The organism is Bradyrhizobium sp. 141, assembly GCF_023074055.1.
Taxonomy (GTDB): Bacteria; Pseudomonadota; Alphaproteobacteria; order Rhizobiales; family Xanthobacteraceae; genus Bradyrhizobium.
In genome coordinates, this window is record NZ_JADPKR010000045.1 from 196,406 (window position 1) to 217,968 (window position 21,563).

22 protein-coding genes are annotated in these 21,563 nt (G+C 64.7%); 16 read left to right on the forward strand and 6 right to left on the reverse strand.

Annotation, left to right across the window (positions count from 1 at the left end; genetic code table 11):
- Positions 1-37: 37 nt before the first annotated feature.
- A complete protein-coding gene (gene ndk, locus IVA81_RS13210) occupies positions 38-460 on the reverse strand; it encodes a nucleoside-diphosphate kinase (protein WP_140979454.1) in 423 nt (140 codons plus the stop codon).
- A gap of 314 nt (positions 461-774) precedes the next feature.
- Here ndk and IVA81_RS13215 point away from each other — a divergent pair, with 314 nt between their 5' ends.
- The 3 genes from IVA81_RS13215 (at position 775) to IVA81_RS13225 (ending at position 3,350) form a co-directional block, all read left to right on the forward strand.
- Positions 775-1,032, forward strand: coding sequence for a sulfur globule protein precursor (locus IVA81_RS13215; protein ID WP_247317645.1), 258 nt, complete (start codon positions 775-777; stop codon positions 1,030-1,032).
- A gap of 225 nt (positions 1,033-1,257) precedes the next feature.
- On the forward strand, positions 1,258-1,431 hold the full coding sequence (locus IVA81_RS13220; RefSeq protein WP_247317648.1) for a hypothetical protein: 174 nt from the start codon (positions 1,258-1,260) through the stop codon (positions 1,429-1,431).
- A 56-nt stretch (positions 1,432-1,487) separates the two neighbouring features.
- The gene (locus IVA81_RS13225) at positions 1,488-3,350 is read left to right on the forward strand and encodes an ABC-F family ATP-binding cassette domain-containing protein (RefSeq protein WP_247317652.1); all 1,863 of its coding nucleotides are present in this window, start codon (positions 1,488-1,490) and stop codon (positions 3,348-3,350) included.
- Between the two features lie 135 nt (positions 3,351-3,485).
- Here the strand turns inward: IVA81_RS13225 and IVA81_RS13230 are convergent, their stop codons facing one another.
- Entirely contained in the window at positions 3,486-4,451 is a 966-nt protein-coding gene (locus tag IVA81_RS13230; RefSeq protein ID WP_247317696.1) for a tripartite tricarboxylate transporter substrate-binding protein, read from the reverse strand.
- Between the two features lie 177 nt (positions 4,452-4,628).
- Between IVA81_RS13230 and IVA81_RS13235 the strand changes: the two genes are divergently transcribed.
- Both IVA81_RS13235 and IVA81_RS13240 read left to right on the forward strand, forming a co-directional pair.
- Positions 4,629-5,756 (forward strand): LuxR C-terminal-related transcriptional regulator, encoded by a 1,128-nt coding sequence (locus IVA81_RS13235; RefSeq protein WP_247317701.1) that lies wholly within the window; start codon positions 4,629-4,631, stop codon positions 5,754-5,756.
- A 99-nt stretch (positions 5,757-5,855) separates the two neighbouring features.
- Positions 5,856-6,827, forward strand: a complete 972-nt coding sequence (locus IVA81_RS13240) for a tripartite tricarboxylate transporter substrate binding protein (protein ID WP_247317703.1) — start codon at positions 5,856-5,858, stop codon at positions 6,825-6,827.
- A 126-nt stretch (positions 6,828-6,953) separates the two neighbouring features.
- Here the strand turns inward: IVA81_RS13240 and IVA81_RS13245 are convergent, their stop codons facing one another.
- Positions 6,954-7,418, reverse strand: a complete 465-nt coding sequence (locus IVA81_RS13245) for a MarR family winged helix-turn-helix transcriptional regulator (protein ID WP_247317707.1) — start codon at positions 7,416-7,418, stop codon at positions 6,954-6,956.
- A 97-nt stretch (positions 7,419-7,515) separates the two neighbouring features.
- Here IVA81_RS13245 and IVA81_RS13250 point away from each other — a divergent pair, with 97 nt between their 5' ends.
- From IVA81_RS13250 to IVA81_RS13260, 3 genes are read left to right on the forward strand one after another with little or no spacing between them, the layout of a single operon-like run.
- On the forward strand, positions 7,516-7,884 hold the full coding sequence (locus tag IVA81_RS13250) for an antibiotic biosynthesis monooxygenase family protein (protein ID WP_247317709.1): 369 nt from the start codon (positions 7,516-7,518) through the stop codon (positions 7,882-7,884).
- Between the two features lie 25 nt (positions 7,885-7,909).
- Entirely contained in the window at positions 7,910-8,377 is a 468-nt protein-coding gene (locus IVA81_RS13255; RefSeq protein WP_247317713.1) for a hypothetical protein, read from the forward strand.
- Between the two features lie 7 nt (positions 8,378-8,384).
- The gene (locus IVA81_RS13260) at positions 8,385-9,536 is read left to right on the forward strand and encodes an NAD(P)/FAD-dependent oxidoreductase (protein WP_247317716.1); all 1,152 of its coding nucleotides are present in this window, start codon (positions 8,385-8,387) and stop codon (positions 9,534-9,536) included.
- Positions 9,537-9,585: 49 nt separating this feature from the next.
- On the opposite strand, the gene IVA81_RS13265 is transcribed toward IVA81_RS13260, so the two are convergent.
- The 3 genes from IVA81_RS13265 to IVA81_RS13275 all read right to left on the reverse strand — a co-directional run bounded on the left by IVA81_RS13265 (position 9,586) and on the right by IVA81_RS13275 (position 12,186).
- Positions 9,586-10,065 (reverse strand): hypothetical protein, encoded by a 480-nt coding sequence (locus IVA81_RS13265; protein WP_247317718.1) that lies wholly within the window; start codon positions 10,063-10,065, stop codon positions 9,586-9,588.
- A 165-nt stretch (positions 10,066-10,230) separates the two neighbouring features.
- Positions 10,231-10,683, reverse strand: a complete 453-nt coding sequence (locus IVA81_RS13270) for a DNA polymerase III subunit chi (RefSeq protein WP_247317721.1) — start codon at positions 10,681-10,683, stop codon at positions 10,231-10,233.
- 6 nt (positions 10,684-10,689) lie between these two features.
- Positions 10,690-12,186 (reverse strand): leucyl aminopeptidase, encoded by a 1,497-nt coding sequence (locus IVA81_RS13275; RefSeq protein ID WP_247317737.1) that lies wholly within the window; start codon positions 12,184-12,186, stop codon positions 10,690-10,692.
- Between the two features lie 338 nt (positions 12,187-12,524).
- On the opposite strand from IVA81_RS13275, the gene lptF reads away from it, so the two are divergent.
- From lptF to IVA81_RS13315, 8 genes are all read left to right on the forward strand, one after another.
- Positions 12,525-13,691: an LPS export ABC transporter permease LptF gene (lptF, locus tag IVA81_RS13280; protein WP_247317740.1), complete on the forward strand. Its 1,167-nt coding sequence runs from the start codon at positions 12,525-12,527 to the stop codon at positions 13,689-13,691.
- Positions 13,688-14,785 (forward strand): LPS export ABC transporter permease LptG, encoded by a 1,098-nt coding sequence (gene lptG, locus IVA81_RS13285; RefSeq protein WP_247317743.1) that lies wholly within the window; start codon positions 13,688-13,690, stop codon positions 14,783-14,785. The genes lptF and lptG overlap by 4 nt, the downstream gene beginning before the upstream one ends.
- Complete coding sequence (locus tag IVA81_RS13290; protein ID WP_247317745.1) at positions 14,785-17,274, forward strand: LPS-assembly protein LptD; 2,490 nt, start codon at positions 14,785-14,787, stop codon at positions 17,272-17,274. The genes lptG and IVA81_RS13290 overlap by 1 nt, the downstream gene beginning before the upstream one ends.
- A 66-nt stretch (positions 17,275-17,340) precedes the next feature.
- Complete coding sequence (locus IVA81_RS13295) at positions 17,341-18,276, forward strand: SurA N-terminal domain-containing protein (protein WP_247317747.1); 936 nt, start codon at positions 17,341-17,343, stop codon at positions 18,274-18,276.
- Positions 18,276-19,295: a 4-hydroxythreonine-4-phosphate dehydrogenase PdxA gene (gene pdxA / locus IVA81_RS13300; protein ID WP_247317750.1), complete on the forward strand. Its 1,020-nt coding sequence runs from the start codon at positions 18,276-18,278 to the stop codon at positions 19,293-19,295. Before IVA81_RS13295 ends, pdxA begins: the two co-directional genes overlap by 1 nt.
- Positions 19,295-20,155 carry a 16S rRNA (adenine(1518)-N(6)/adenine(1519)-N(6))-dimethyltransferase RsmA gene (gene rsmA, locus IVA81_RS13305; RefSeq protein ID WP_247317753.1) on the forward strand — a complete coding sequence of 287 codons (861 nt, stop codon included), beginning with the start codon at positions 19,295-19,297 and terminating at the stop codon, positions 20,153-20,155. Before pdxA ends, rsmA begins: the two co-directional genes overlap by 1 nt.
- 16 nt (positions 20,156-20,171) lie before the next feature.
- Entirely contained in the window at positions 20,172-21,230 is a 1,059-nt protein-coding gene (locus IVA81_RS13310) for an alcohol dehydrogenase (protein WP_247317771.1), read from the forward strand.
- A gap of 77 nt (positions 21,231-21,307) precedes the next feature.
- Positions 21,308-21,544, forward strand: coding sequence for a hypothetical protein (locus tag IVA81_RS13315; protein ID WP_247317774.1), 237 nt, complete (start codon positions 21,308-21,310; stop codon positions 21,542-21,544).
- The last annotated feature ends 19 nt before the right edge of the window (positions 21,545-21,563 follow it).

Sequence of the window (21,563 nt, forward strand, 5' to 3'; positions counted from 1 at the left end):
CTTTCGCCCGTGTCGGCCTAAACTATCGGCTGATAGATCAGCCGACGATCTCGTTGCCCGAGAAGAACTGCGCGATCTCGATCGCGGCGGTCTCCGGCGCATCCGAGCCGTGCGCGGAATTCTCGCCAATCGACTTGGCGTAGAGCTTGCGGATGGTGCCGTCGGCGGCCTTGGACGGATCGGTCGCGCCCATCGCGTCGCGGTACTTGGCGATGGCGTTCTCGCCTTCCAGCACCTGGACCACGACCGGGCCCGAGGTCATGAACTCGACGAGCTCGCCGAAGAACGGCCGCGCCTTGTGAACGGCGTAGAAGGTCTCGGCCTGTTCCTTGGTCATGCGGATGCGCTTCTGCGCGACGATGCGCAGGCCGGCCTTTTCGATCACGGCGTTGACGGCGCCGGTCAGGTTACGCGCGGTCGCGTCGGGCTTGATGATCGAGAAAGTGCGTTCGATGGCCATAATCTTGTCCTTGGGAAGAAAGCGGTGGTTGTCGAGTTGCGGGGCTTATATCGGCGCCTTTGCGATCCGGCAAGCGACCGCCGGGATGACGTCACAGGCGCTTCGCCGCAGGACCGGGGCCGGCGATGTCGGCATGGATTACGACAATTTCACCCAGATGAACCCAATCTGAAGCCCCCATTCAGGCTTTGGTTCAGTCCGCCGGCTTAAGCTCCTTCCCATCGAAACCAAAGCCTGGCCATCAGGCGGACCGTTTCGGCGGCCTTTCCATCGACGCGGATTGCCCCCGCGCCGGCAGTTTTGAGGAGATCACCATGTTGAGGAAACTTTCGCTTGCCGCTGTCGCCGCGGTTGCGCTGGGCGCCGCGCTGGCGCCGACCTCGGCTTCGGCCCATTGGCACGGTGGCGGCTGGCACAGCGGCGGCGGTGGCTGGCACCACGGCCGTGGCTGGGGCGGACCGCGCTTCTATGCCGGCGGCCCCGTCTCCTACGGTTATGGCGGCTGCTATGTGCGCCGGTTGGTCCCGACCCCCTGGGGACCCCGCTGGCGGATGATCAACCGCTGCTACTGAGCCCGACAGCACCTTCCTAAAAAACCCACAGGTATCTGCGCCCCCACAGGTACCTTCCAAGAGGAGCCCCGGCGATCCCCCCGCCGGGGCTCCGCATTTTGGGCGGATATGGCGGGATTTATACAATTTTGACGAGAATGCCGTGATCCCGCGGAAGGGGCGAAACCATTTTGGGGGTCAATGACTTGGTACCGTGACTTTACTTTAAACACACGGAACCGCGCCATGGCTGGGCCTTTTGCCAATGACAGCGAACAGATCGACCGGCGCACCAGCCGCTCGATTTGCGATGCCGTGGGCGAACGGCTCCAGCAGAGCCTGCGGCCCGAGCCCCGGCTGCCGACGCACCTCGAGCAGCTCCTGAACGAGCTGAGGCAGCGCGACTGCGACCCGCACTGAGCAGCGGGTCCGGAAAAACGGGTTGCGTTTGACCCCGCCTGCGGTGACAAGGCCGCATGCTTGCTATCACCGACCTCTCCATCCGCCTCGCCGGACGCCTTCTGATTGACCAGAGTTCCGTGCAAATCACGCCCGGATCGCGCGTCGGCATGGTCGGACGCAACGGCACCGGCAAGTCGACCCTGTTCAAGGTCATCCGCGGCGAGCTCGCGGCCGAGCACGGTTCGGTGACCCTGCCGCCGCGCTGGCGCGTCGGCAGCCTGGCGCAGGAAGCCCCGAACGGACCCGAAAGCCTGATCTCGGTCGTGCTCAAGGCCGATCTCGAGCGCGACGCGCTGCTCAGTGAAGCCGAGAGCGCGACCGATCCGCACCGGATCGCCGAGATCCAGACCCGCCTCGTCGACATCGACGCGCATTCGGCGCCGAGCCGTGCCGCCGCGATCCTCTCCGGCCTCGGCTTCTCCGCCGCCGACCAGCTCCGCCCCTGCGCCGAATTCTCCGGCGGCTGGCGCATGCGCGTCGCGCTCGCCGCGACGCTGTTCGCGGCCCCCGACCTTCTGCTGCTCGACGAGCCCACCAACTATCTCGACCTCGAGGGAACGCTGTGGCTGGAGGATCACCTCGCGCATTATCCGCGCACGGTGATCGTGATCAGCCACGACCGCGACCTGCTGGAGAGCTCGGTCGACCAGATCCTGCATCTGGAGCGCGGCAAGCTCACGCTCTACAAGGGCACCTACTCCTCGTTCGAGGAGCAGCGCGCCGCCCGCGAGCTGCTCGACGCCAAGCAGGTCAAGCGCCAGGAAGCCGAACGCGCCCGCCTGCAAGCCTTCGTCGACCGCTTCAAGGCGAAGGCCTCGAAAGCGCGGCAGGCACAGTCTCGCGTCAAGATGCTGGAGCGGCTGAAGCCGATCACGGCGCTGGTCACCGAGGACGTGCGCGAGATCAGTTTCCCGGCGCCGGAGAAGATCCTGTCGCCGCCGATCATCGCGGTCGACAACGCCGCGGTCGGCTACGATCCGGCAAGCCCCGTGCTCAATCGCGTCACCCTGCGCATCGACAATGACGACCGCATTGCGCTTCTCGGCGCCAACGGCAACGGCAAGTCGACGCTCGTGAAACTGCTCGCCGGACGGCTGGCGCCTTTCTCGGGAAGAGTGACGCGCGCGGACAAGCTGTCGATCGCTTATTTCGCGCAACACCAGCTCGACGAGCTCAACGAGGATGCCTCCGCCTATGACCATGTCCGCAAGCTGATGGGCGAGGCGCCCGAGGCCAAGGTGCGGGCGCGCGCCGGCGCGATCGGCTTCTCCGGCAAGGCGGCCGACACCAAGATCGGCAAATTGTCGGGCGGCGAGAAGGCGCGGCTGCTGCTGGGCCTGGCCACCTTCTTCGGCCCCAACATGATCATCCTGGACGAGCCGACCAACCATCTCGACATCGACAGCCGCGCCGCGCTTGCGGAGGCCATCAATGAATTTCCCGGCGCCGTCATCATGGTCTCGCACGACCGCTATCTGATCGAGGCCTGCGCCGACCGGCTCTGGATTGTCGCCGACCGCACCGTCACCAATTACGACGGCGACCTCGACGAATACCGCCGCCTGGTGCTGTCCGCGCGCAACGGTGACCCCGCCCCGCGCGAGCGCAGCGCGGCCAGCGAAAAACCGCAGCGTGCAAGGTCGGACAATCGCGGCTCGCTGAAGAAGCGCATCGCCGATGCCGAAGCCGAGATCGCCCGCGTCAGCGACATCATCACCAAGATCGACACCGCCCTCGCCTTGCCCGACATTTTTACGCGCGATCCCAAGCAGGCCGCGCAACTGTCAAAGGCGCGTGCGAATGCAGCGGACGCGCTCGCACGCGCGGAGGAGCAATGGCTCGAGGCCAGCACGCAGTTTGACGCGGCCGCGGGCTAGCGCCCCCCGATCAAATTCGGAAAAACAACCCCATGCACCGTACCGGTGTTTTAACACCTCCGCCTAAGCACTTGAATTAGCTTACCGCCACCCCGAGGCGACATCGCCCGGAGCGGCAATTGCGCGCCCAACGGATCAATCCGCGAACTGCCCGGCCGCCTTGATGATCGGCGCCCAGCGGTCGATTTCACTCGTCAGCATCGCGCCCAGCGCCTCGGGCGTCGCCTTGTCCTGTGGGACCGGCTCGGTGTTGATGTCGTTGAACCGGGCGATCAGCGTCGGCTCCTTGAGCGCCGTCTGGAGCGCCGCGGTCAGCTTCTGAACGATCGCCGGCGGTGTCCCCTTGGGGGCATAGAGGCCGTGCCAGACGCCGAGCTCGAACCCCTTGAGGCCGGCCTCGTCGGCCGTCGGCAGATCGGGCAGGCTCTTCAGCCGCTCCTTGGTGGTGACCGCATAGGCCTTGACCTGCTTGGCCGTGATCGGACCGGTGGTGTTCGTCGCCTGGTCGCAGGTGAGATCGATCTGCTTGCCGAGCAGATCGTTCATGATCGGGCCGTTGCCCTTGTAGGGCACCGTGGTGAGCTGCTTCTGGATCGCCGTCATGAACAGCATGCCGCAGAGATGCGATGCCGCACCGAGCCCGGCATTGGCGTAGGTCAGCTTGTCGCCCTGCTGCTGGGCGTAGGCGACCAGATCCTTCAGCGTGTCGGCCGGGAAATCCGGACGCGCGATGATGGTCATCGGCGCGTTGGTCACAAGCCCGATCGGCGCAAAGGCCGTCTTCGTGTCATAGCTCAAATTGCGGTACAGCGTCGCGGCGGTCGAGATGCCGACATGATGGATCAGCAGCGTGTAACCATCGCCCTGGGCGCGCGCGGCGCGGGTCGTGCCGATGGTGCCGCCGGCGCCGGTCGCGTTCTCGACGATGACTTGCTGGCCCAGGGATTTCGCCATGCCGGCCGCAGTCAGGCGCGCGATGGTGTCGGTCGGCCCGCCTGCGGCGAACGGCACCAGCATGGTGATGGGCCTCGTCGGATAGTCCTGGGCGACGGCCGCGCCGAGCGGCAAGAGCAGAGCCGATACGAGGGCAATGAACCGCATAGTTTCCTCCAAATTTCTTCTCTCGCCATATGAGCGTATTCTTGGCCGCGGGGCCATCACGAAAGCGACTCGATCAGGAGTGTCGCGGCGTCGCAGCCGGACGGTTCCCTTCAAAGCCAATTGGCTTGCGGATCGATACGGTATCGGCGAGTTTGGGACCTCGCGGAGGGATCGTGGATGCCGACCGAGCTTGAGCCAGAGCGAGATGCGCTTGTCGGCCTGATCTATGATGCGGTGCTCGACGCTTCGCTCTGGAGCGCCGCTCTGGAAGGCATCGCAGACATCACTCACAGCGCGGCCGCGCTGATCCACGGCTACAGCGTCGATCGTAGCCTTTACACGTTCCACGACCTCGGGCGGATCGATCCCGAGTGCAAACGCCGCCACGAACTCTATCATGTCACCAATCCGTGGATGCGGTCGAACCGGTTTCCGGCAGGCCAGATGGTGCACACGGATGATTTGATCGAGCTGTCACAGCTCAAGCGCACCGCCTTCTATGACGACGTGCTCCGGCCGCAGAACCTTGCGCACGGCTTGATCGTCAACGTGGTCAGCCGTCTGGAACTCCGCGTCTCGCTCAATGTCGAACGCAGCGAAAGGAGCGGACCGTTCAGCGAGCGAGACACCGCGATCTTGAGCTCGCTGCTGCCGCATCTGCGGCGCGCCAGCGAGCTGCGACTGCGCATGCTCGACTACCAGGAGGCGGCACGGGCCGAACGTGACGCGCTCGACGCGTTGTCGACCGGAATCATCACTTTCGATGCCAGCCAGCGGGTGCTGTTCGCTAATTCTGCAGCCCGGGCACAGGGCGAAGAGCTGTCGCTTCGCGTCCTCGCCGGCCGCGACCTGTCAGGTCCCCCAAGCGCCGTGAACTTCATCCGTGCGCTGTTCGCCGACGCCCTTCGCAGCGGCGCCGCAGGAACATGTCGACTGCCGCGGCCGGACGGCAGAGAAATCGGAATCACCATGACGCCGGTGCGAGGACGCGCGTTCGATCACTCGTCACATCACAAGACGGCAAGTCCTGCAGCAGTGGCGCTCCTGGTCGACATATCGCGTACCGGCGAGGCCGCGAGCGCGTTATTGGCAGCCCGCCATGGCCTGACGGCGGCCGAATTGCGGGTCGTAACCGCGCTCACGCAGAGCAGCGGCATGAAGACGGCTGCGGCCATGCTCGGCATCAGCCCCAACACGCTCAAGTCCCATACCAAGCGGATATACGCCAAGGTTGGCGTTCGGGGGCACGCCGGGCTGGTGCAATCGATCGCCCAGGTCGCCCGGACACTCGATCCCCTCGGTTGACGCTCGCGCCCGAACACCCAGGCTGCGCCACCACCCCATGGGGTGACGACGAGCGATCAATCCGCGCAGACAATGGCCGCCCATACCTGGAGACCAATCATGTTACTTCGGCCAGCGCTCGTTCTGATCTCGCTTCTGTGGCTGGCGCAGCCGCTGCAAGCGGAGCCAAAATACCCGCAATCGAACATCCGCATCGTGCTGGGCTTCAGTGCGGGAAGCGCCCCCGACGTGGCCGCTCGCATCCTGGCCGAACACTTCAGGGCCAAGTGGGACAAGCCCGTCGTGGTCGAGAACATGTTGGGCGCGGGCGGCAACATCGCAGCGGACCATGTCGCCAAATCGGCGCCCGATGGCACCACCCTGCTGATGGCGGGCAATGCAGCGATCGTCATCAACCCATCCCTTTACGCAAAACTGCCATATGATCCCGCGAAGGATCTCGTGCCCGTAGCCCAGGTCACGAGTACGCCGAACATCCTCGTCTTGAACAAGGACATGCCGGCGGCGAGCGTTCAGGATCTGGTCGATTTGGCGAGGCGCAGCCCCGGCACCCTCACCTTCGCCTCGGCCGGAGTAGGCACCTCGACCCATCTGGCCGGCGAGCTGTTCCAAACCATGGCCGGAATCAAGCTCCAGCACGTGCCGTATCGCGACAGCGCGGCGCTGTTGAGCGATCTCATGGCCGGCCGCGTCACGATGTTCTTCGGCAGCATTGCCTCGGTGCTGCCGCACGTCCGCGACGGTGGAGTTCGTGCGCTGGCGGTCACTTCGCTGCGGCGCTCGTCGGCCGCGCCTGATCTGCCGACGTTGGATGAACTCGGCTTTCGTGGCTTCGACGCGATCGCCTGGTTCGGCCTGATGGCACCAGCGGGAACGCCTGCCTCGGTCATCGCCCTTCTGCACGATGAGGCTCAGAAGGCTGTGGAAGCACCGGCCGCGCGAGAGAAGTTCGCAGCGCTTGGCATGGAAGCGGTCACGCGCACGCCGGACGAGTTCGCCGCCCAGATCCGGGCCGAAACGCCGAAATGGGCGGAACTGATCAGGCGGGTGGGCATCGCGCCGATTCAGTGACAGGGCCCGACACGTTGGCCGGCGGCATCGCTGGAAAGATCGACGAATCGAGGGCACACCCATACCGCGACCACGTCGCATTCGGTGTGGCCGAGCGCGACCGTACCCGCTCGCTGCGCGCTACGTCTACCCCTCAGTCTCGTTCTCAAGCTTCGTCCGCAGGGCCGCGACGATACGCTGCACGGTTTGCAGGTCCTTGACCGGAAGCCCCTCCGAAAGGCCGTTGACCCACGGCGCCTGCAAAGCCATCGCGGCATCGAAGGCGCGCCGCCCCTTGTCAGTCAGGACGACAAGCTGCGCTCGGCGGTGATGCGGGTTGGCCTCGAAAGCAACAAGGCCTTCCGCGTGCAGATCGTTGACGATCCGCTGCACGTTTTGGCGATTGGCACCCAGATCGCGGGCAAGCCAGGCCACCGGCTGGGGGCGCCCCGCGTGCACGATGGCGCCAAGAATCTGCCAGCGGGCGCTCGTGAGCCCGAGCCGGGCCACCAAGCGGTCCCCTGCGGTCAAGAGCAGGCTATTCAGCCGGAACAAGTCAAGCATGAGGTTCGTCAGAGCATCACCGGCCGGCGTTCGCAGGGATTTCGGCATCCGTCACCATAAACTGTTATTGACATCATAATGTCAAATAGCTAGATCCACATAGTACCACATTGACATCATAAGACCAATTCGAACGGAGCCCGCCATGGCGCAGCTACGCCCACTGGACCCAAACTTTCCCATCGAACGTCAGCTTGGCATCGACACGAGCCCTGTGGTGCTGGTGAATCTGTTCACGCTCGACAAGGCCGACGAACAAAGCTTCCTCCAGGTCTGGCAAGACGATGCCGCCTTCATGAAGCGGCAACCGGGCTTCATCTCCACCCAGCTTCACCGCGCGATCGGCGATGGCCCGACATATCTGAACTATGCCGTCTGGGAATCGACTGCCCACTTCCGGGCCGCGTTCACGCATCCTGAGTTCAGATCGAAGATCTCAGCCTATCCCTCGTCCGCCGTCGCCTCTCCGCACCTCTTCCGAAAGGTCGCGGTGCCCGGCATCTGCGTCGCGTAGTTCGCTTCGAAAACGGCAGGACTCGATGACCAAGATCATCCACCCATTGGCGGGCGCGGTCGCATTGACGATGATTGCGGCCTTCTGGCTTTCCACGGCTCTCACCGAACTATTCGCCTCAGACGCGAGTGTAGCCATGGTCAAGACGGCCATACCCTGGGGCTTCCTGTTGCTGATCCCGGCGCTGGCGGTGACGGGAGGTTCAGGGTTCTTGCTGGCAAAGGGGCGACGCGCTGGCCTGATCGGCGCAAAGATCAAGCGTATGCCGTTCATCGCCGCCAACGGCATCCTGGTTCTCATTCCCGCCGCCTTGTTTCTTGCCTACAAGGCGAAGGCCGCGGAGTTCGACACCACATTCTACGCGGCGCAGACTCTCGAATTGTTTGCAGGCGCGATGAACATCGTTCTTCTTGGCCTCAATATGCGTGACGGCTTCAAGATGAAGGGCCGCTTCCGCGTTCGCCAACCTGATCACATCAAGCCGATGCTCTGAGGGCGCCATGACCATGCGCGAGCACCATAGCCTCGCCATCATCGGTGCGGGGCTCGGTGGGCTAACGCTTGCCCGTATCCTTCAGAACCACGGAGTCGATGCCGTCATATTCGAGCGCGACGCCTCCCGCGACGTGAGAAGCCAAGGTGGCTCGCTCGACATGCACGTGGAAGCTGGTCAACGCGCCCTCAAGGACGCGGGGCTCGAAGCGCAATTCCGCCGTATCGCCCGTCCGGAGGGACAGGGCTTGCGGATCGTCGACAAAGCCGGAACGCCGTATTGGAACGAAATCGGAGCGCTGGATGCATTCGACCGCCCAGAGGTCGATCGCGGCGCCTTGCGCGATCTATTGATCGATTCTCTGGAACCCGGGCGTCTACGCTGGGGCAACACTTTGACCCACATCGAGCCCGCTGAGCGGGGTCATAGGCTGCATTTTGGGAGCGGGAAGAGCATCACTGCTGGCGTCGTGATTGGCGCAGACGGTGCTTGGTCACGCGTGCGACCGCTGCTCACCCCGGCCACGCCCCTTTACACCGGCATCAGCTTCATCGAGATCGGCATTCCCGATGCCGAGAGTAACCACCCTGAGGTGGCAAGGATGGTTGGCCATGGAAGCTTCATGGCGCTTTGCGATGACAAGGGACTGCTCGCGCAGTGCAATGGGGACGGTCGCATCCGCGTCTATGTCGCTTTGCGCATGCCCGAAAATGGATTGGAGGCTTCCGGCATTCCATTCGAGCGCCCTGCCGATGCCCGACAGGCACTGCTCGCTTACTTCACCGACTGGGCGCCGGAGTTGACGGCGCTCATCCATGCCTGCGACGACAGCTTCATGGCGCGTCCAATCAACATGTTGCCGATCGGACTCACTTGGGAAGGCCAGCCAACTACGACGTTGATCGGAGACGCGGCTCATCTCATGTCGCCGTTCGCCGGCGCGGGTGCAAACCTCGCGATGTGGGATGCCGCTGAATTGGCGAGCGAATTGCTCGCCACGCCTCGTCCGAGCCAGGCAATCCGGGCCTACGAAGCGAAATTGTTCACGCGAGCCAAGGAAGCAGCCGAAGAAAGTGCAAGAAATTTGGAATTGTGCATCTCCCCCAACGGCGCAGAGCGCCTAGCAAAGCAGATGGCGATCTATGGAGCAGCACAATAGCTTCTCCGATGCACGAAAAGCCGATTCACTGTGGCGCAGGGATTCCCGCTTACGCCTGCTTCTTCTTCGGCTTGGTCGCCTTCGGCACCGGCTGCGGATCGGGATTGCCCTCGATCGAGGACAGGCGGCCGGAGGTGAAGCTGTAGATGCCCGCGCGCGGGCCGGTGCTCCAGGTCACCACGGCTACGCGCCGGCCGGCAGCATCGTTGGAGAGATTGACATTCGAGGGCGCACCGATGCCGCGCACCACGTCGCATTCGGTGTGGCCGAGCGCGACCGTGCCGCCCATCGGCGCCGTCGTCGACGCGTTGGCGTCGGCCGGCCCGGGAGGCGGCGCCATGCCGGGACAGGCACCGTCCGCGCTGACGAGATCCTCAGCTCCCACCGGCTTATCGGGGGTCAGCGGTGGCGACTCGATCGAGATGTTCTTGATGAAGAGGCGGCCGGGCTTCTGGAACCATTCAACGTCTTTCGACAACAGATCGGTCCCGCCCGAACAGCCCGCGACCAGCGGTGCTACGGCAGCCAACGCAACTATGAGCGACCTGGGAAGCTTTTGATGTCGCACGATAAACCAAATTCCCCGCGTGAAGGACCAGCCCTAAGCGATTGTACCAACATCACTTTGCGGCACGAAGGTGACCAAAGCCAGCATCGCCCGAAAAGTGCAAATTATCATTAATTGCGATCGACGCTAATTCCGACGCTGCCACCGGCCCCGCTCGTCAGCCTGCCAATAGGTGACATCAAATCCGCTCGCCTTGCAATCCGTCCAAGTGCTGCGGGCGAGCGCGAGCGCATCCGGATCGTCGCCGTTGAACAGCAGCACCATGCGCGCATAGCCCTGCGCGTCCTCCGGCAACGCGGCATTGTCGACCAGGAAGCGGACATGGGCGCCGTTGGGATTGCCCGCCTCGATCGCCAGCACGATCGGCTGATCGGCGGCATCGTTCACGCGCCATGTCGCGTGCGGCAGGAAGGAATCGTCGCGATAGGTCCATAAGTGCGCGTCGAGTGCGTCGGCCCGTTCTTCCGAGGTCGACTGCACCACGACACGCCAGCCGCGCTCGAGCGATTTCTCGAGAAGCGGCGGCAACACGTTCTCTACCGCCATGTTTTGCAGATGATAGAACAGGACTTCAGTCATCTCGGGTCATTTGCGCTCGTAATGGTCGGCGACCAGACGGTCGAGCAGACGGACACCATAGCCGCTGCCCCAGCTCTGGTTGATGTCGGTCTTCGGCGCGCCCATGGCGGTGCCGGCGATGTCGAGATGGGCCCAGGGCGTGCCATCGACGAAACGCTGCAGGAACTGCGCCGCGGTGATCGAGCCGCCATGACGGCCGCCGGTGTTCTTCATGTCGGCGAACTGGGAATCGATCAGCTTGTCATATTCGGGACCGAGCGGCATGCGCCAGACCTTGTCCCCACTCTCCATGCCGGCCGCCAGCAGGCGTTCGGCAAGCTCGTCATTGTTGGAGAACATGCCGGCATGCTCGGTGCCGAGCGCGACCACGATCGCGCCGGTCAGCGTCGCCAGATCCACCATGAATTTCGGCTTCACCTTCTTGGCGACGTACCAGAGCACGTCGGCCAGCACGAGGCGGCCTTCCGCGTCAGTGTTGATGATCTCGATGGTCTGGCCCGACATCGAGGTGACGATATCGCCCGGCCGCTGCGCATTGCCGTCGGGCATATTCTCGACGAGGCCGATGGCGCCGACCACGTTGGCCTTGGCCTTGCGCGCCGCCAGCGCGTGCATCAGGCCGACGACGCAGGCCGCTCCCCCCATGTCGCCCTTCATGTCCTCCATGCTGCCGGCCGGCTTGATCGAGATGCCGCCGGTGTCGAAGCAGACGCCCTTGCCGACGAAGCTGACCGGCGCCTCGCCTTTCTTGCCGCCGTCCCAGCGCATGATCACGGTACGGCTCGGCCGCGCCGAGCCCTGGCCGACGCCGAGCAGCGCGCCCATGCCGAGCTTCTGCATCGCCTTGACGTCGAGCACCTCGACCTTGACGCCGAGCTTGCGGAGCTGACTGGCGCGGCGCGCGAATTCTTCCGGGAAGAGCACGTTCGGCGGCTCGTTGACGAGGTCGCGCGCGATGATCACGCCGTCGACGACGTGGCCGGCCGCGGTAAACGCCTTCTTCGCGGCACCGGCATCGCCGACCGCAAGCGAGATGTCGGCGCGCGAGCCGCCCTCCTCGCCATCCTTCTTCGTCTTGTAACGGTCGAACTTGTAGGCGCGCAGGCGAAGGCCCGAGGCGATCGCAACCGCCTGCTCGCTCGTCATGGCGCCATCGGGCAGCTCCGCCATAATGGTCATGGTGGTCGTCCCGGCGGGAAGCTTGCTCGCCGCTACACCGCCGAATTTGAGGAAATCGTTCGCCTTCAGGCCGGCTGCCTTGCCGGCGCCGATCACGAGCAGACGGGTGGCTTTCACCCCTTCCGGCGCCAGGATGTCCAGCGCGGCACCGCTTTTACCTTTGAAAGCGGCGGCCGTGGCCGCGCGCTTCACGAGTTCGACAGCGCCGCCCAGCGCCTTGGCCGTCGCCGGACCGACCTGCAGGCTGTCGTCGCAGAACACGACCAGGATGCCACGGGCGGCAGCAGACAATGGGACGAAGCCGACCTTGATGGCATCGGACATAGGTAACTCCTTCAAAAATCTTGGTCTTTCCGTCATTCAGGGCCCCGACCCTGGCCGGACCTGAACGACGATTCACTGAGCCTTCCGCACTATGGGCCAGCGGCCCGGCAGATGCCAAGCACCCCCCGTGGCATCAAGGCCACAACGGGTGAAATATTAACCATATATTGAGGGTGCCACGGGGCAGCCATTTTGTTGACGGATCAAAGGGATGGTAGTGAGAGAGTAAGCTGGCGGAAGAGGCGCTGGCCAGCCTTGGGGATCCCCTCATCGGGGATTGGTTGGACAGCGGAATTTCGGCCGACATTGGGGACTTGGTGGGATTCGTGCGGTAGCGCATGGGGTCGATCGATAAGTATATCTTCCGCACGACGCTGGCGTCGTTTGCGCTGGTCCTGGTCAGCCTCACCGGCGTGATCTGGATTACGCAGGCGTTGCGCGGCATCGACCTGATGACGAGCCAGGGTCAGACCATCCTGACCTTCCTCGGCATCACCAGCCTGGTCGTGCCGGCCCTGGTCCTGATCATCTCGCCGATCGCGCTGATGATCGCGATCTCGCACACGCTGAACAAGCTCGCGACCGATTCCGAGATCATCGTGATGAATGCCGCCGGCTTCTCGCCGTTCCGGCTGTTCTTTCCGTTCTTCTACGCCACCTGTGTGGTGGCGCTGCTGGTTGCCTTCATCGCGGCCTATCTCGCCCCCGACGGCATGCGCCGGATCAAGCAGTGGGATGCCGAGATCACCGCGGATGTGCTCACCAACATCCTGCAGCCTGGCCGCTTCGCCCGGCTCGACGAGAACCTCACGATCCGGATTCGCGAACGCCAGCCCGGCGGCATCCTTGCCGGCATCTTCATCGACGACCGCCGCGACCCGAACGAGCGCGTCTCGATCGTCGCCGAACGCGGCGAGGTCGTGAAGAACGAGACCGGCTCGTTCCTGGTGCTGGAGACCGGCAATCTCCAGCGCTTCGAGGCGGGCAAGCGCGATCCGGCGCTGGTGGCTTTCGGCCGCTACGGCTTCGACATGTCGAAATTCTCCAAGGGCCGCGACGTCACCCTCGGCATTCGCGAGCTCTATCTCTGGGAGCTGTTCTCGCCGTCCGAGAACGATCCCATCTACAAGCAGATTCCCGGGCAGTTCCGCTCGGCCCTGCATGACAGCCTGCTCGCGCCGATCTATCCCTTCGCCTTTGCGGTGCTGACCTTCGCGTTCCTCGGGGCGCCGCGCACCACCCGCCAGAGCCGTAACTTCTCGATCGGCTCATCGATCATCGCGGTGTTCGGCCTGCGCATGGCGGGCTTTGCCTGCTCGGTGATGGCGGTGAAGTCGCCGGGCCCGGTGCTGCTGCAATATGCGATGGTTTTCGGCGCCATCGGCGTCGGGCTGTGGATGATCATCGGCGGCGTCGTGGTCGAGCCGCCCCCTGGCCTGATGGACGCCATCAACAGGTCGAACGCGCGCATCGCGCGGCTGTTCGGACGTCCGGCCGCCGCATGAGCATGCTCACCAATACACTCGGGCGCTATTTCGCCGGCCGCTTCGTGGTCGCCGCGCTCGGCGTGTTCGCGAGCATTTTCCTGCTGCTGGTGCTGGTCGACTACATCGAGATGGTGCGCAAGACCTCGGGGCTGGCATCCGCCTCGGCGCTCATGGTGGCCCAGACCTCGCTGTTCCGGGTGCCGCAGCTGCTGGAGAAGCTCACGCCGTTCTGCATGCTGGTCGGAGCCATGACCTGCTATCTCGCCCTCTCCCGCCGGCTCGAGCTCGTGGTGGCACGCGCCGCCGGCATCTCCGCATGGCAGTTCATCTCGCCGGCGCTCGGCAGCGCGCTCCTGATCGGGGTGATCGCCACCGTCGCCTACAATCCGATGTCGGCCAATCTGCGCGAAGCCTCCAAGCGCATGGAGGCCGAGTTGTTCGGCTCGGCGCCCGGCGGCGGCATCCAGGACGCCTCCGGTTTCTGGCTCAACCAGGTGACCAGCGACGGCCAGACGATCATCAATGCGGCGCGCAGCGAGCAGCAGGGCGTCCGGCTCACGGGGCTTACGCTGTTCCGGTTCGACCCGGAGCAGCACTTCAAGGAGCGGGTCGAGGCGCGCGAGGCGACGCTCGAGAACGGCCGCTGGCTGTTCAAGGGCGTCCGCCGCTTCTCGCTGGACTCCCCGCCGATCGACCAGGCCAGCCTGGAGATTCCGACGACCCTGACCGAGGCGCAGGTTCGCAACAGCTTTTCCACCCCCGAGACTGTGTCCTTTTGGCAACTACCGAACTACATCCGCTCCTCCGAGAGCTCAGGGTTCGCGACAGCCGGATACCGACTCCAGTATCAGAAGCTTCTGGCGCAGCCGTTTTTGCTGGCTGCCATGGTGATGCTCGCGGCCTCCGTGTCGTTGCGCTTCTTCCGGATGGGCGGCGTGCAAAAGATGGTTTTGAGTGGCGTGGGCGCAGGCTTTCTGCTCTACGTTTTGTCGAAAGTGACTGAAGACTTGAGCAAGGCTGAGTTGATGCATCCGATCGCTGCGGCGTGGTTGCCCGTGGTGGTGGGCGGCCTCACCGGCTTTTTGGCCTTGTTGTACCAGGAGGACGGTTAGTGGCTGCCGTCCATCGAGGACTCGTGTCTCGTTTGACGCGGCGCACCGTAGTGCGCGCGAACGGATGCGGCTTGTCCGTTCGCCGGCTGTTGCTCGCCGTCGTCACTGCTGCCTCGCTCGGCGGGCTGATCGATGTCGGCGCCATGGCGCCGGCCTCCGCCCAGAGCTTCACCTACAATCCGCTGCCGCCGCGTCCGAAGCCGCCCAAGGCTCCCAACGACAACCAGATGCTGGTGCAGGCGACCGAGGTCGACTACGACTACAACAATTCGCGCGTCTCGGCGGTCGGTAACGTCCAGCTGTTCTACAACGGCACCAGCGTCGAAGCCGACAGGGTCATCTACGACCAGAAGACCAAGCGGCTGCATGCCGAAGGCAACATCCGCATGACGGATGCCGACGGCAAGATCACCTATGCCGAGATCATGGATCTCTCCGACGATTACCGCGACGGCTTCGTCGATTCGCTGCGCGTGGACACCGCCGACCAGACCCGCATGGCCGCGAGCCGCGCCGACCGCTCCAGCGGCAACTACACGGTGTTCGAGAACGGCGTCTACACGGCCTGCGCGCCGTGTAAGGACGATCCGAAGAAGCCGCCGCTGTGGCAGGTCAAGGGTGCGCGCATCATCCACGACCAGCAGGAGAAGATGCTGTATTTCGAGACGGCACAGATCGAATTCTTCGGTGTGCCGCTCGCCTACATGCCCTATTTCTCGACGCCCGACCCGACCGTGAAGCGCAAGTCCGGCTTCCTGATGCCGGGCTATTTTCCGGGCACGACGAACACCGGATTCGGCGCCGAAGTCCCCTATTATTGGGCGATCGCGCCCGACATGGACGCAACCATCACCCCCCGCTTCATGTCGCGGCAGGGCGTGCTGCTGCAGGGCGAATTCCGTCAGCGCCTGATCGACGGCGCCTACCAGATCCGCGCCTACGGCATCGACCAGCTCGATCCCGGCGCCTTTGCGGGGCAGCCCGGCGACCGCCAGTTCCGCGGCGCCGTCGACACCAAGGGTCAGTTCGCGCTGAACGACAAATGGGTCTGGGGTTGGGACGGCGTCCTGATGTCCGACTACTATTTCTTCTCGGACTACCGGCTTTACCAGTACCGCGATCCGCTCGGCTCGTTCCTGCTGCTGCCGACGGAGGCGCTGTCGCAGCTCTATCTGACCGGCGTCGGCAACCGCAGCTTCTTCGACGCGCGCACGATGTACTGGCTGAGCTATTCGGGTAACCAGAGCCAGGTGCCGATCGTCTATCCGGTGATCGACTATTCCAACGTGCTCAACTATCCGGTGTTCGGCGGCGAGTTCAGCTACAAGACCAATTTCGTGAACATGTCGCGTGACGAGGCGGTGTTCGATCCGATCACGACGATCGCCAACACCAACAGCCTGTGCACGACGGCGTCGGCCGATCCGCTGGCCCGCACGCCGTCGCAGTGCCTGCTGCGCGGCTTCCCCGGCACCTATACCCGCCTCACGGCCGAAGCGCAGTGGCGCAAATCGTTCACCGATCCGCTCGGCCAGATCTGGACGCCGTTCGCCAGCCTGCGCGCCGACGCGATCAACTCCTCGGTCTCCAACCAGCCGGGCGTGTCGAACTATCTTCCCGTCGGGGACACCCAGGCGTTCCGCCTGATGCCGACCGTGGGCCTGGAATACCGCTATCCCTTCATCAATATTCAGCCCTGGGGATCGACCACGGTCGAGCCGATCGCGCAGATCATAATCCGCCCGAACGAGACGTATGCCGGCAAGCTCCCGAACGAGGACGCCCAGAGCATGGTGTTCGACGCCTCGAACCTGTTCAGCGTCGACAAGTTCTCCGGCTACGACCGCGTCGAGGTCGGCGGCCGCGCCAATGTCGGCGTGCAGTCCACCACGCAGTTCGACAAGGGCGGCGCCGTCAAGGTGCTGTTCGGCCAGTCCTACCAGCTGTTCGGCATGAACTCCTTCGCGGTTCAGGACACCATCAATACCGGTCTGGATTCCGGCCTGGACAAGCCGCGCTCCGATTATGTCGCGAGCGCCAGCTACTCGCCCAACAGCACCTACACGTTCAGCGTCCGCTCCCGCATGGATGAGCAGACCTGGAACGTCCAGCGCTTCGAGGCGGAAGGCCGCGCCAACTTCAATCGCTGGGCAGTCAGCGTGCTCTACGGCAATTACGCGGCGCAGCCGGAACTCGGCTATCTGACTCGCCGCGAGGGCATCCTGACCTCGGGCTCGATCAAGCTCGCCACCAACTGGGTGGTGTCGGGTTCGGCGCGGTGGGACCTCGAGGCCAACAAGATCAACCAGTATGTGCTCGGTGCCGGCTACGTCGACGATTGCTTCGTGCTGGCGGCGAACTACGTAACTTCGTATAGCTATTCTGCGGGCACCGCGCCGCCCGTGCTGAGCCATGCGTTCATGTTCCAGATCGGCCTGCGCACGCTGGCGACCTCGTCGACGGCCAGCAGTTCCGCCGGCCTCCAGTGAACGATAAGTGCCGGCCGCGCTTGCCCCCATCACAGGCTCGACGCGGTTGACATGCGAGCGACAATCATGACGACCCCATTGCCCGTCTTCCGCCTCCTGCTCGCCCTCGGTGCCGGGCTGATCCTGACCGGACTGCCCTCGCCGTCGCGTGCGCAGAACATCGTCGTCATGGTCAACGGCGATCCGATCACCGATTTCGACATCGATCAGCGCGCCAAGCTCGACCAGCTGACGACGCAGAAGACCCCGCCCCGGCAGGAGGTCATCAACGAGCTGATCGACGACAAGGTGAAGCTCAAGGAAGGCAAGAAGTACGGGGTCGATCCCGGCGTCTCCGACATCAACCAGTCCTACGAGGGCATGGCGCAGCGCATGCGCATCTCGCCGGAGCAGCTCACCAAGTCGCTCGAATCCAAAGGCGTCCGCCCCGAAACGCTGAAGGGCCGCATGAAGGCCGAGATGGTCTGGACTAGCCTGGTGCGCGGCCGCTTCAAGGAGAAGCTGCTCGTCGGCGAGCGCGACGTCGCTCAAGCCGTGCAGGCCCAGACCGGCGACAAGCTTCAGATCGAAGGCACCGAATACAAGATGCAGCCGATCGTGCTGATCGTGCCGCGCGGCTCATCCGCGGCCTTCCTGGAAACACGGAAGAAGGAAGCCGAGACCTATCGCTCGCGCGTCGGAAGCTGCGAGGAAGCCAATTCGCTGTTCCGCTCGACGCCGAACGCCACCATCCGCGACACCGTCACCAAGACCACCGCGGAACTGCCCGAAGCGCTGCGCAAGGTGCTCGACGATACGCCGATCGGCCATTTGACCGCGCCCGAGCTGACCAAGAACGGCATCGAGATGGTGGTGTTGTGCGCGCGCAAGCCGACCATGATCGACACGCCGAAGAAGCGCGAGGTCCGCGAAAAAATGTATCAGGAGAAATACGAGAAGACCCAGAAGGCCTATCTCGATGACCTCCGCAAGGCGGCGATGATCGAATATCGCAACCGCTGATGGCCCATCGCGCAGCAAAGCCCCTTCCCCTTGCCCTGACCCTGGGAGAGCCCGCCGGCATCGGCCCCGACATCACGATCGCAGCCTGGCTGAGGCGCCGCGAGCTGAACCTGCCCGCCTTCTACCTGCGCGGCGACGAGGCGCTGGTCGCGCAGCGCGCCAAAGCGCTCGGCGCCGCTATCAGCATCGCCGCGGTGAGCCCCGGCGAGGCCGAGGCCGCCTTCACTGACGCCCTGCCCGTGGTCGCCACCGGCGAGCGCGCCACAGCCGAGCCCGGCAAGCCCGACGCATCGAGTGCATCGGCCGCGCTCGCCTCGATCCGGCAGGCGGTCTCGGATGTCCGCGAGGGCCGCGCCGGCGCCGTCGTCACCAATCCGATCGCCAAGAGCGTGCTCTACCGCGCCGGCTTCCGCCATCCCGGCCACACCGAATACCTCGCCGAGCTCGCAGCAGAGGACGGCCGCGTGCCGCAGCCGGTGATGATGCTGTGGTCGCCGCAGCTCGCCGTGGTGCCCGTCACCATCCATGTCTCGATGCGCGAGGCGCTGGCCCAGCTCACCAGCGAGCTGATCGTCTCGACCGTTCGCATCGTCGCGACCGAGCTGAAATCCCGCTTCGGCATCGCGCGGCCGCGCATCGCGGTCTCCGGCCTCAATCCGCATGCCGGCGAGGACGGCTCGCTCGGCCACGAGGAGCAGACCATCATCGCGCCGGCGCTGAAAACGCTGCACAGCGACGGCATCGAGGCCAGAGGCCCGTTGCCCGCCGACACCATGTTCCACGAGGCTGCGCGCAGCACCTATGATTGCGCCGTCTGCATGTATCACGACCAAGCGCTGATCCCGATCAAGACCGTCGCCTTCGACGACGCGGTCAACGTCACGCTCGGCCTGCCCTTGATCCGCACCTCGCCCGATCACGGCACCGCGTTCGACATCGCCGGCACCGGCAAGGCCAATCCGGCCAGCCTGATCGCAGCCTTGAGGCTCGCCAGCCGCATGGCGGCTGCGACCGCCTGATGAGCGCGATCGACGACCTCCCGCCGCTGCGCGAGGTCATTCGCCAGCACGCGCTGTCGGCGCGCAAATCGCTCGGCCAGAACTTTCTGCTCGACCTCAATCTCACCGCGCGCATCGCCCGTGCGGCCGCGCCGCTGGAAGACTCCACCATTGTCGAGATCGGCCCCGGCCCGGGCGGACTGACACGCGCGCTGCTCGCGCTCGGCGCAAAGCGCGTCATCGCCATCGAGCATGACGAGCGCGCGATCCCGGCGCTTCAGGATATCTCCGCGCGCTACCCTGACAGGCTCGAGATCGTGCATGGCGATGCCATGACCTTCGATCCGCGTCCGCTGCTCAATGGCGAACGAGCAAAAATCGTCGCCAACCTGCCCTACAACATCGCGACCCAGCTTCTGATCAACTGGCTCACCAGCGAGCCCTGGCCGCCCTGGTACGATATGATGGTCCTGATGTTCCAACGCGAGGTCGGCGAGCGCATCGTCGCGCGCGAGGACGAGGAGGCCTATGGCCGGCTCGGCGTGCTCGCCAACTGGCGCTGCGAGACCAAGATCCTGTTCGACATTGCGCCGTCCGCCTTCGTGCCGCCGCCGAAGGTCACCTCCTCCGTCGTGCGCCTCAAGCCGCGCGCAGAACCGCTGCCTTGCGATCGCAAAATGCTCGAGCAGGTCGCCGCCGCCGCGTTCGGCCAGCGCCGCAAGATGCTGCGGCAAAGCCTGAAGTCGCTCGGCGTCGATCCGGCACGGCTTGCACAAGCCGCCGGCGTCGATGCGACGCGGCGTGCCGAGACCATTCCCATTTCCGGCTTTGTTGCCATGGCCTGTGAATTGGCCAATATACGGACCGAAACAGAGCGATAATTTCGGAGGAAGAAATATGGCGCTGATGCGCAGGCAGTCCCTGGTCAAGTTCGACGCGCCCTTGTGCGAGACCATCGTCGACACGCCGAAGCCGCAAGGACGCGAGGTGCTGGTGCGCATCGAGCGCTGCGGCCTTTGCCACTCCGACCTCCACATCCAGGACGGCTATGCCGACCTCGGCGGCGGCAAGAAGCTCGATACCACGCGCGGCATGACGCTGCCCTTCACGCTCGGCCACGAGATCGCCGGCGTGGTCGACGAAGTCGGCCCGGACGTCGCCGCCGGCCTGGTCGGCACGAAGAAGGCCGTCTTCCCCTGGATCGGCTGCGGCCAGTGCCGCGATTGCGCCAATGGCGACGAGAATCTGTGCGTCAAGCAGCGCTTCCTCGGCGTCTCCATCGACGGCGGCTTCGCCACCCACGTGCTGGTGCCCGACGCCAAATACCTGCTCGACTATGATCCCCTGCCCGTCAACCAGGCCGCGACCCTGATGTGCTCGGGCGTCACCGCCTATGGCGCGCTCAAGCGCCTGGTCGACCGTCCGCGCCAGCGCAACCTCTTGCTGATCGGCCTCGGTGGCGTCGGCATGATGGGCCTGTCGTTCGCGCAGGCGATGTTCAAGCAACCGATCACGGTCGCCGACCTCTCGCCGGCCGCGCGCGACACCGCGCTGAAGAACGGTGCCGCTGTCGCCTATGACCCATCCGAGCCCGACGTGATCAAGCGCATCCTGAAGGAGACCGAGGGCGGCTTCGACGAGATCGTCGATTTCGCCGGCAATGAGAAGTCGATGGCCTTTGCGGTCGCCGTCGCCGCGCGCGGCGGCAAGATCGTGGTTTCCGGCTTGATGGGCGGCCAGTTCACGCTGCCGATGGTGCAGTGGGTCTACAAGCGCATGACCATCGAAGGTTTCATGGTCGGCACGCTCACTGAGGCCCAGGAACTGATGGCGCTGGCCCGCGCCGGCAAGATCAAGCCGACGCCGATGCGCGAGGAGCCGATGGGCGATGTCCAGAAATGGATCGACGAGCTTCGCGCCGGCAAGGTCGTCGGCCGCATCGTGCTGAAGAACTGACCCAGCGCGTGCTGCGGGCCCGACGCAAGTCGCGCCCGCAGCACGGAACGCCTTCCGCCCCGCTGCGTTGGCAGCGCATGTCCATTCGTTGCACCGTCGAAAGCGCATTCTTCATCGCCTGGAGCTGCCTGGAGCAGAGCGGCGAGCTCGGCCCGCCGGACGAGAGCGCCAACGTGATTCTCGACGCGATCGAAGCCCAGCTCAGGACCGGCGAACGCCGGCAGCTGATGCTCGCCAACAGGGCGATCGACGCCTACCGCGCGCATGCGGCGCAACACCGATCCTGGGCGGACCGCGAAGCCCGCTTCGGGTGATGATCATCGCTGCCCCCTC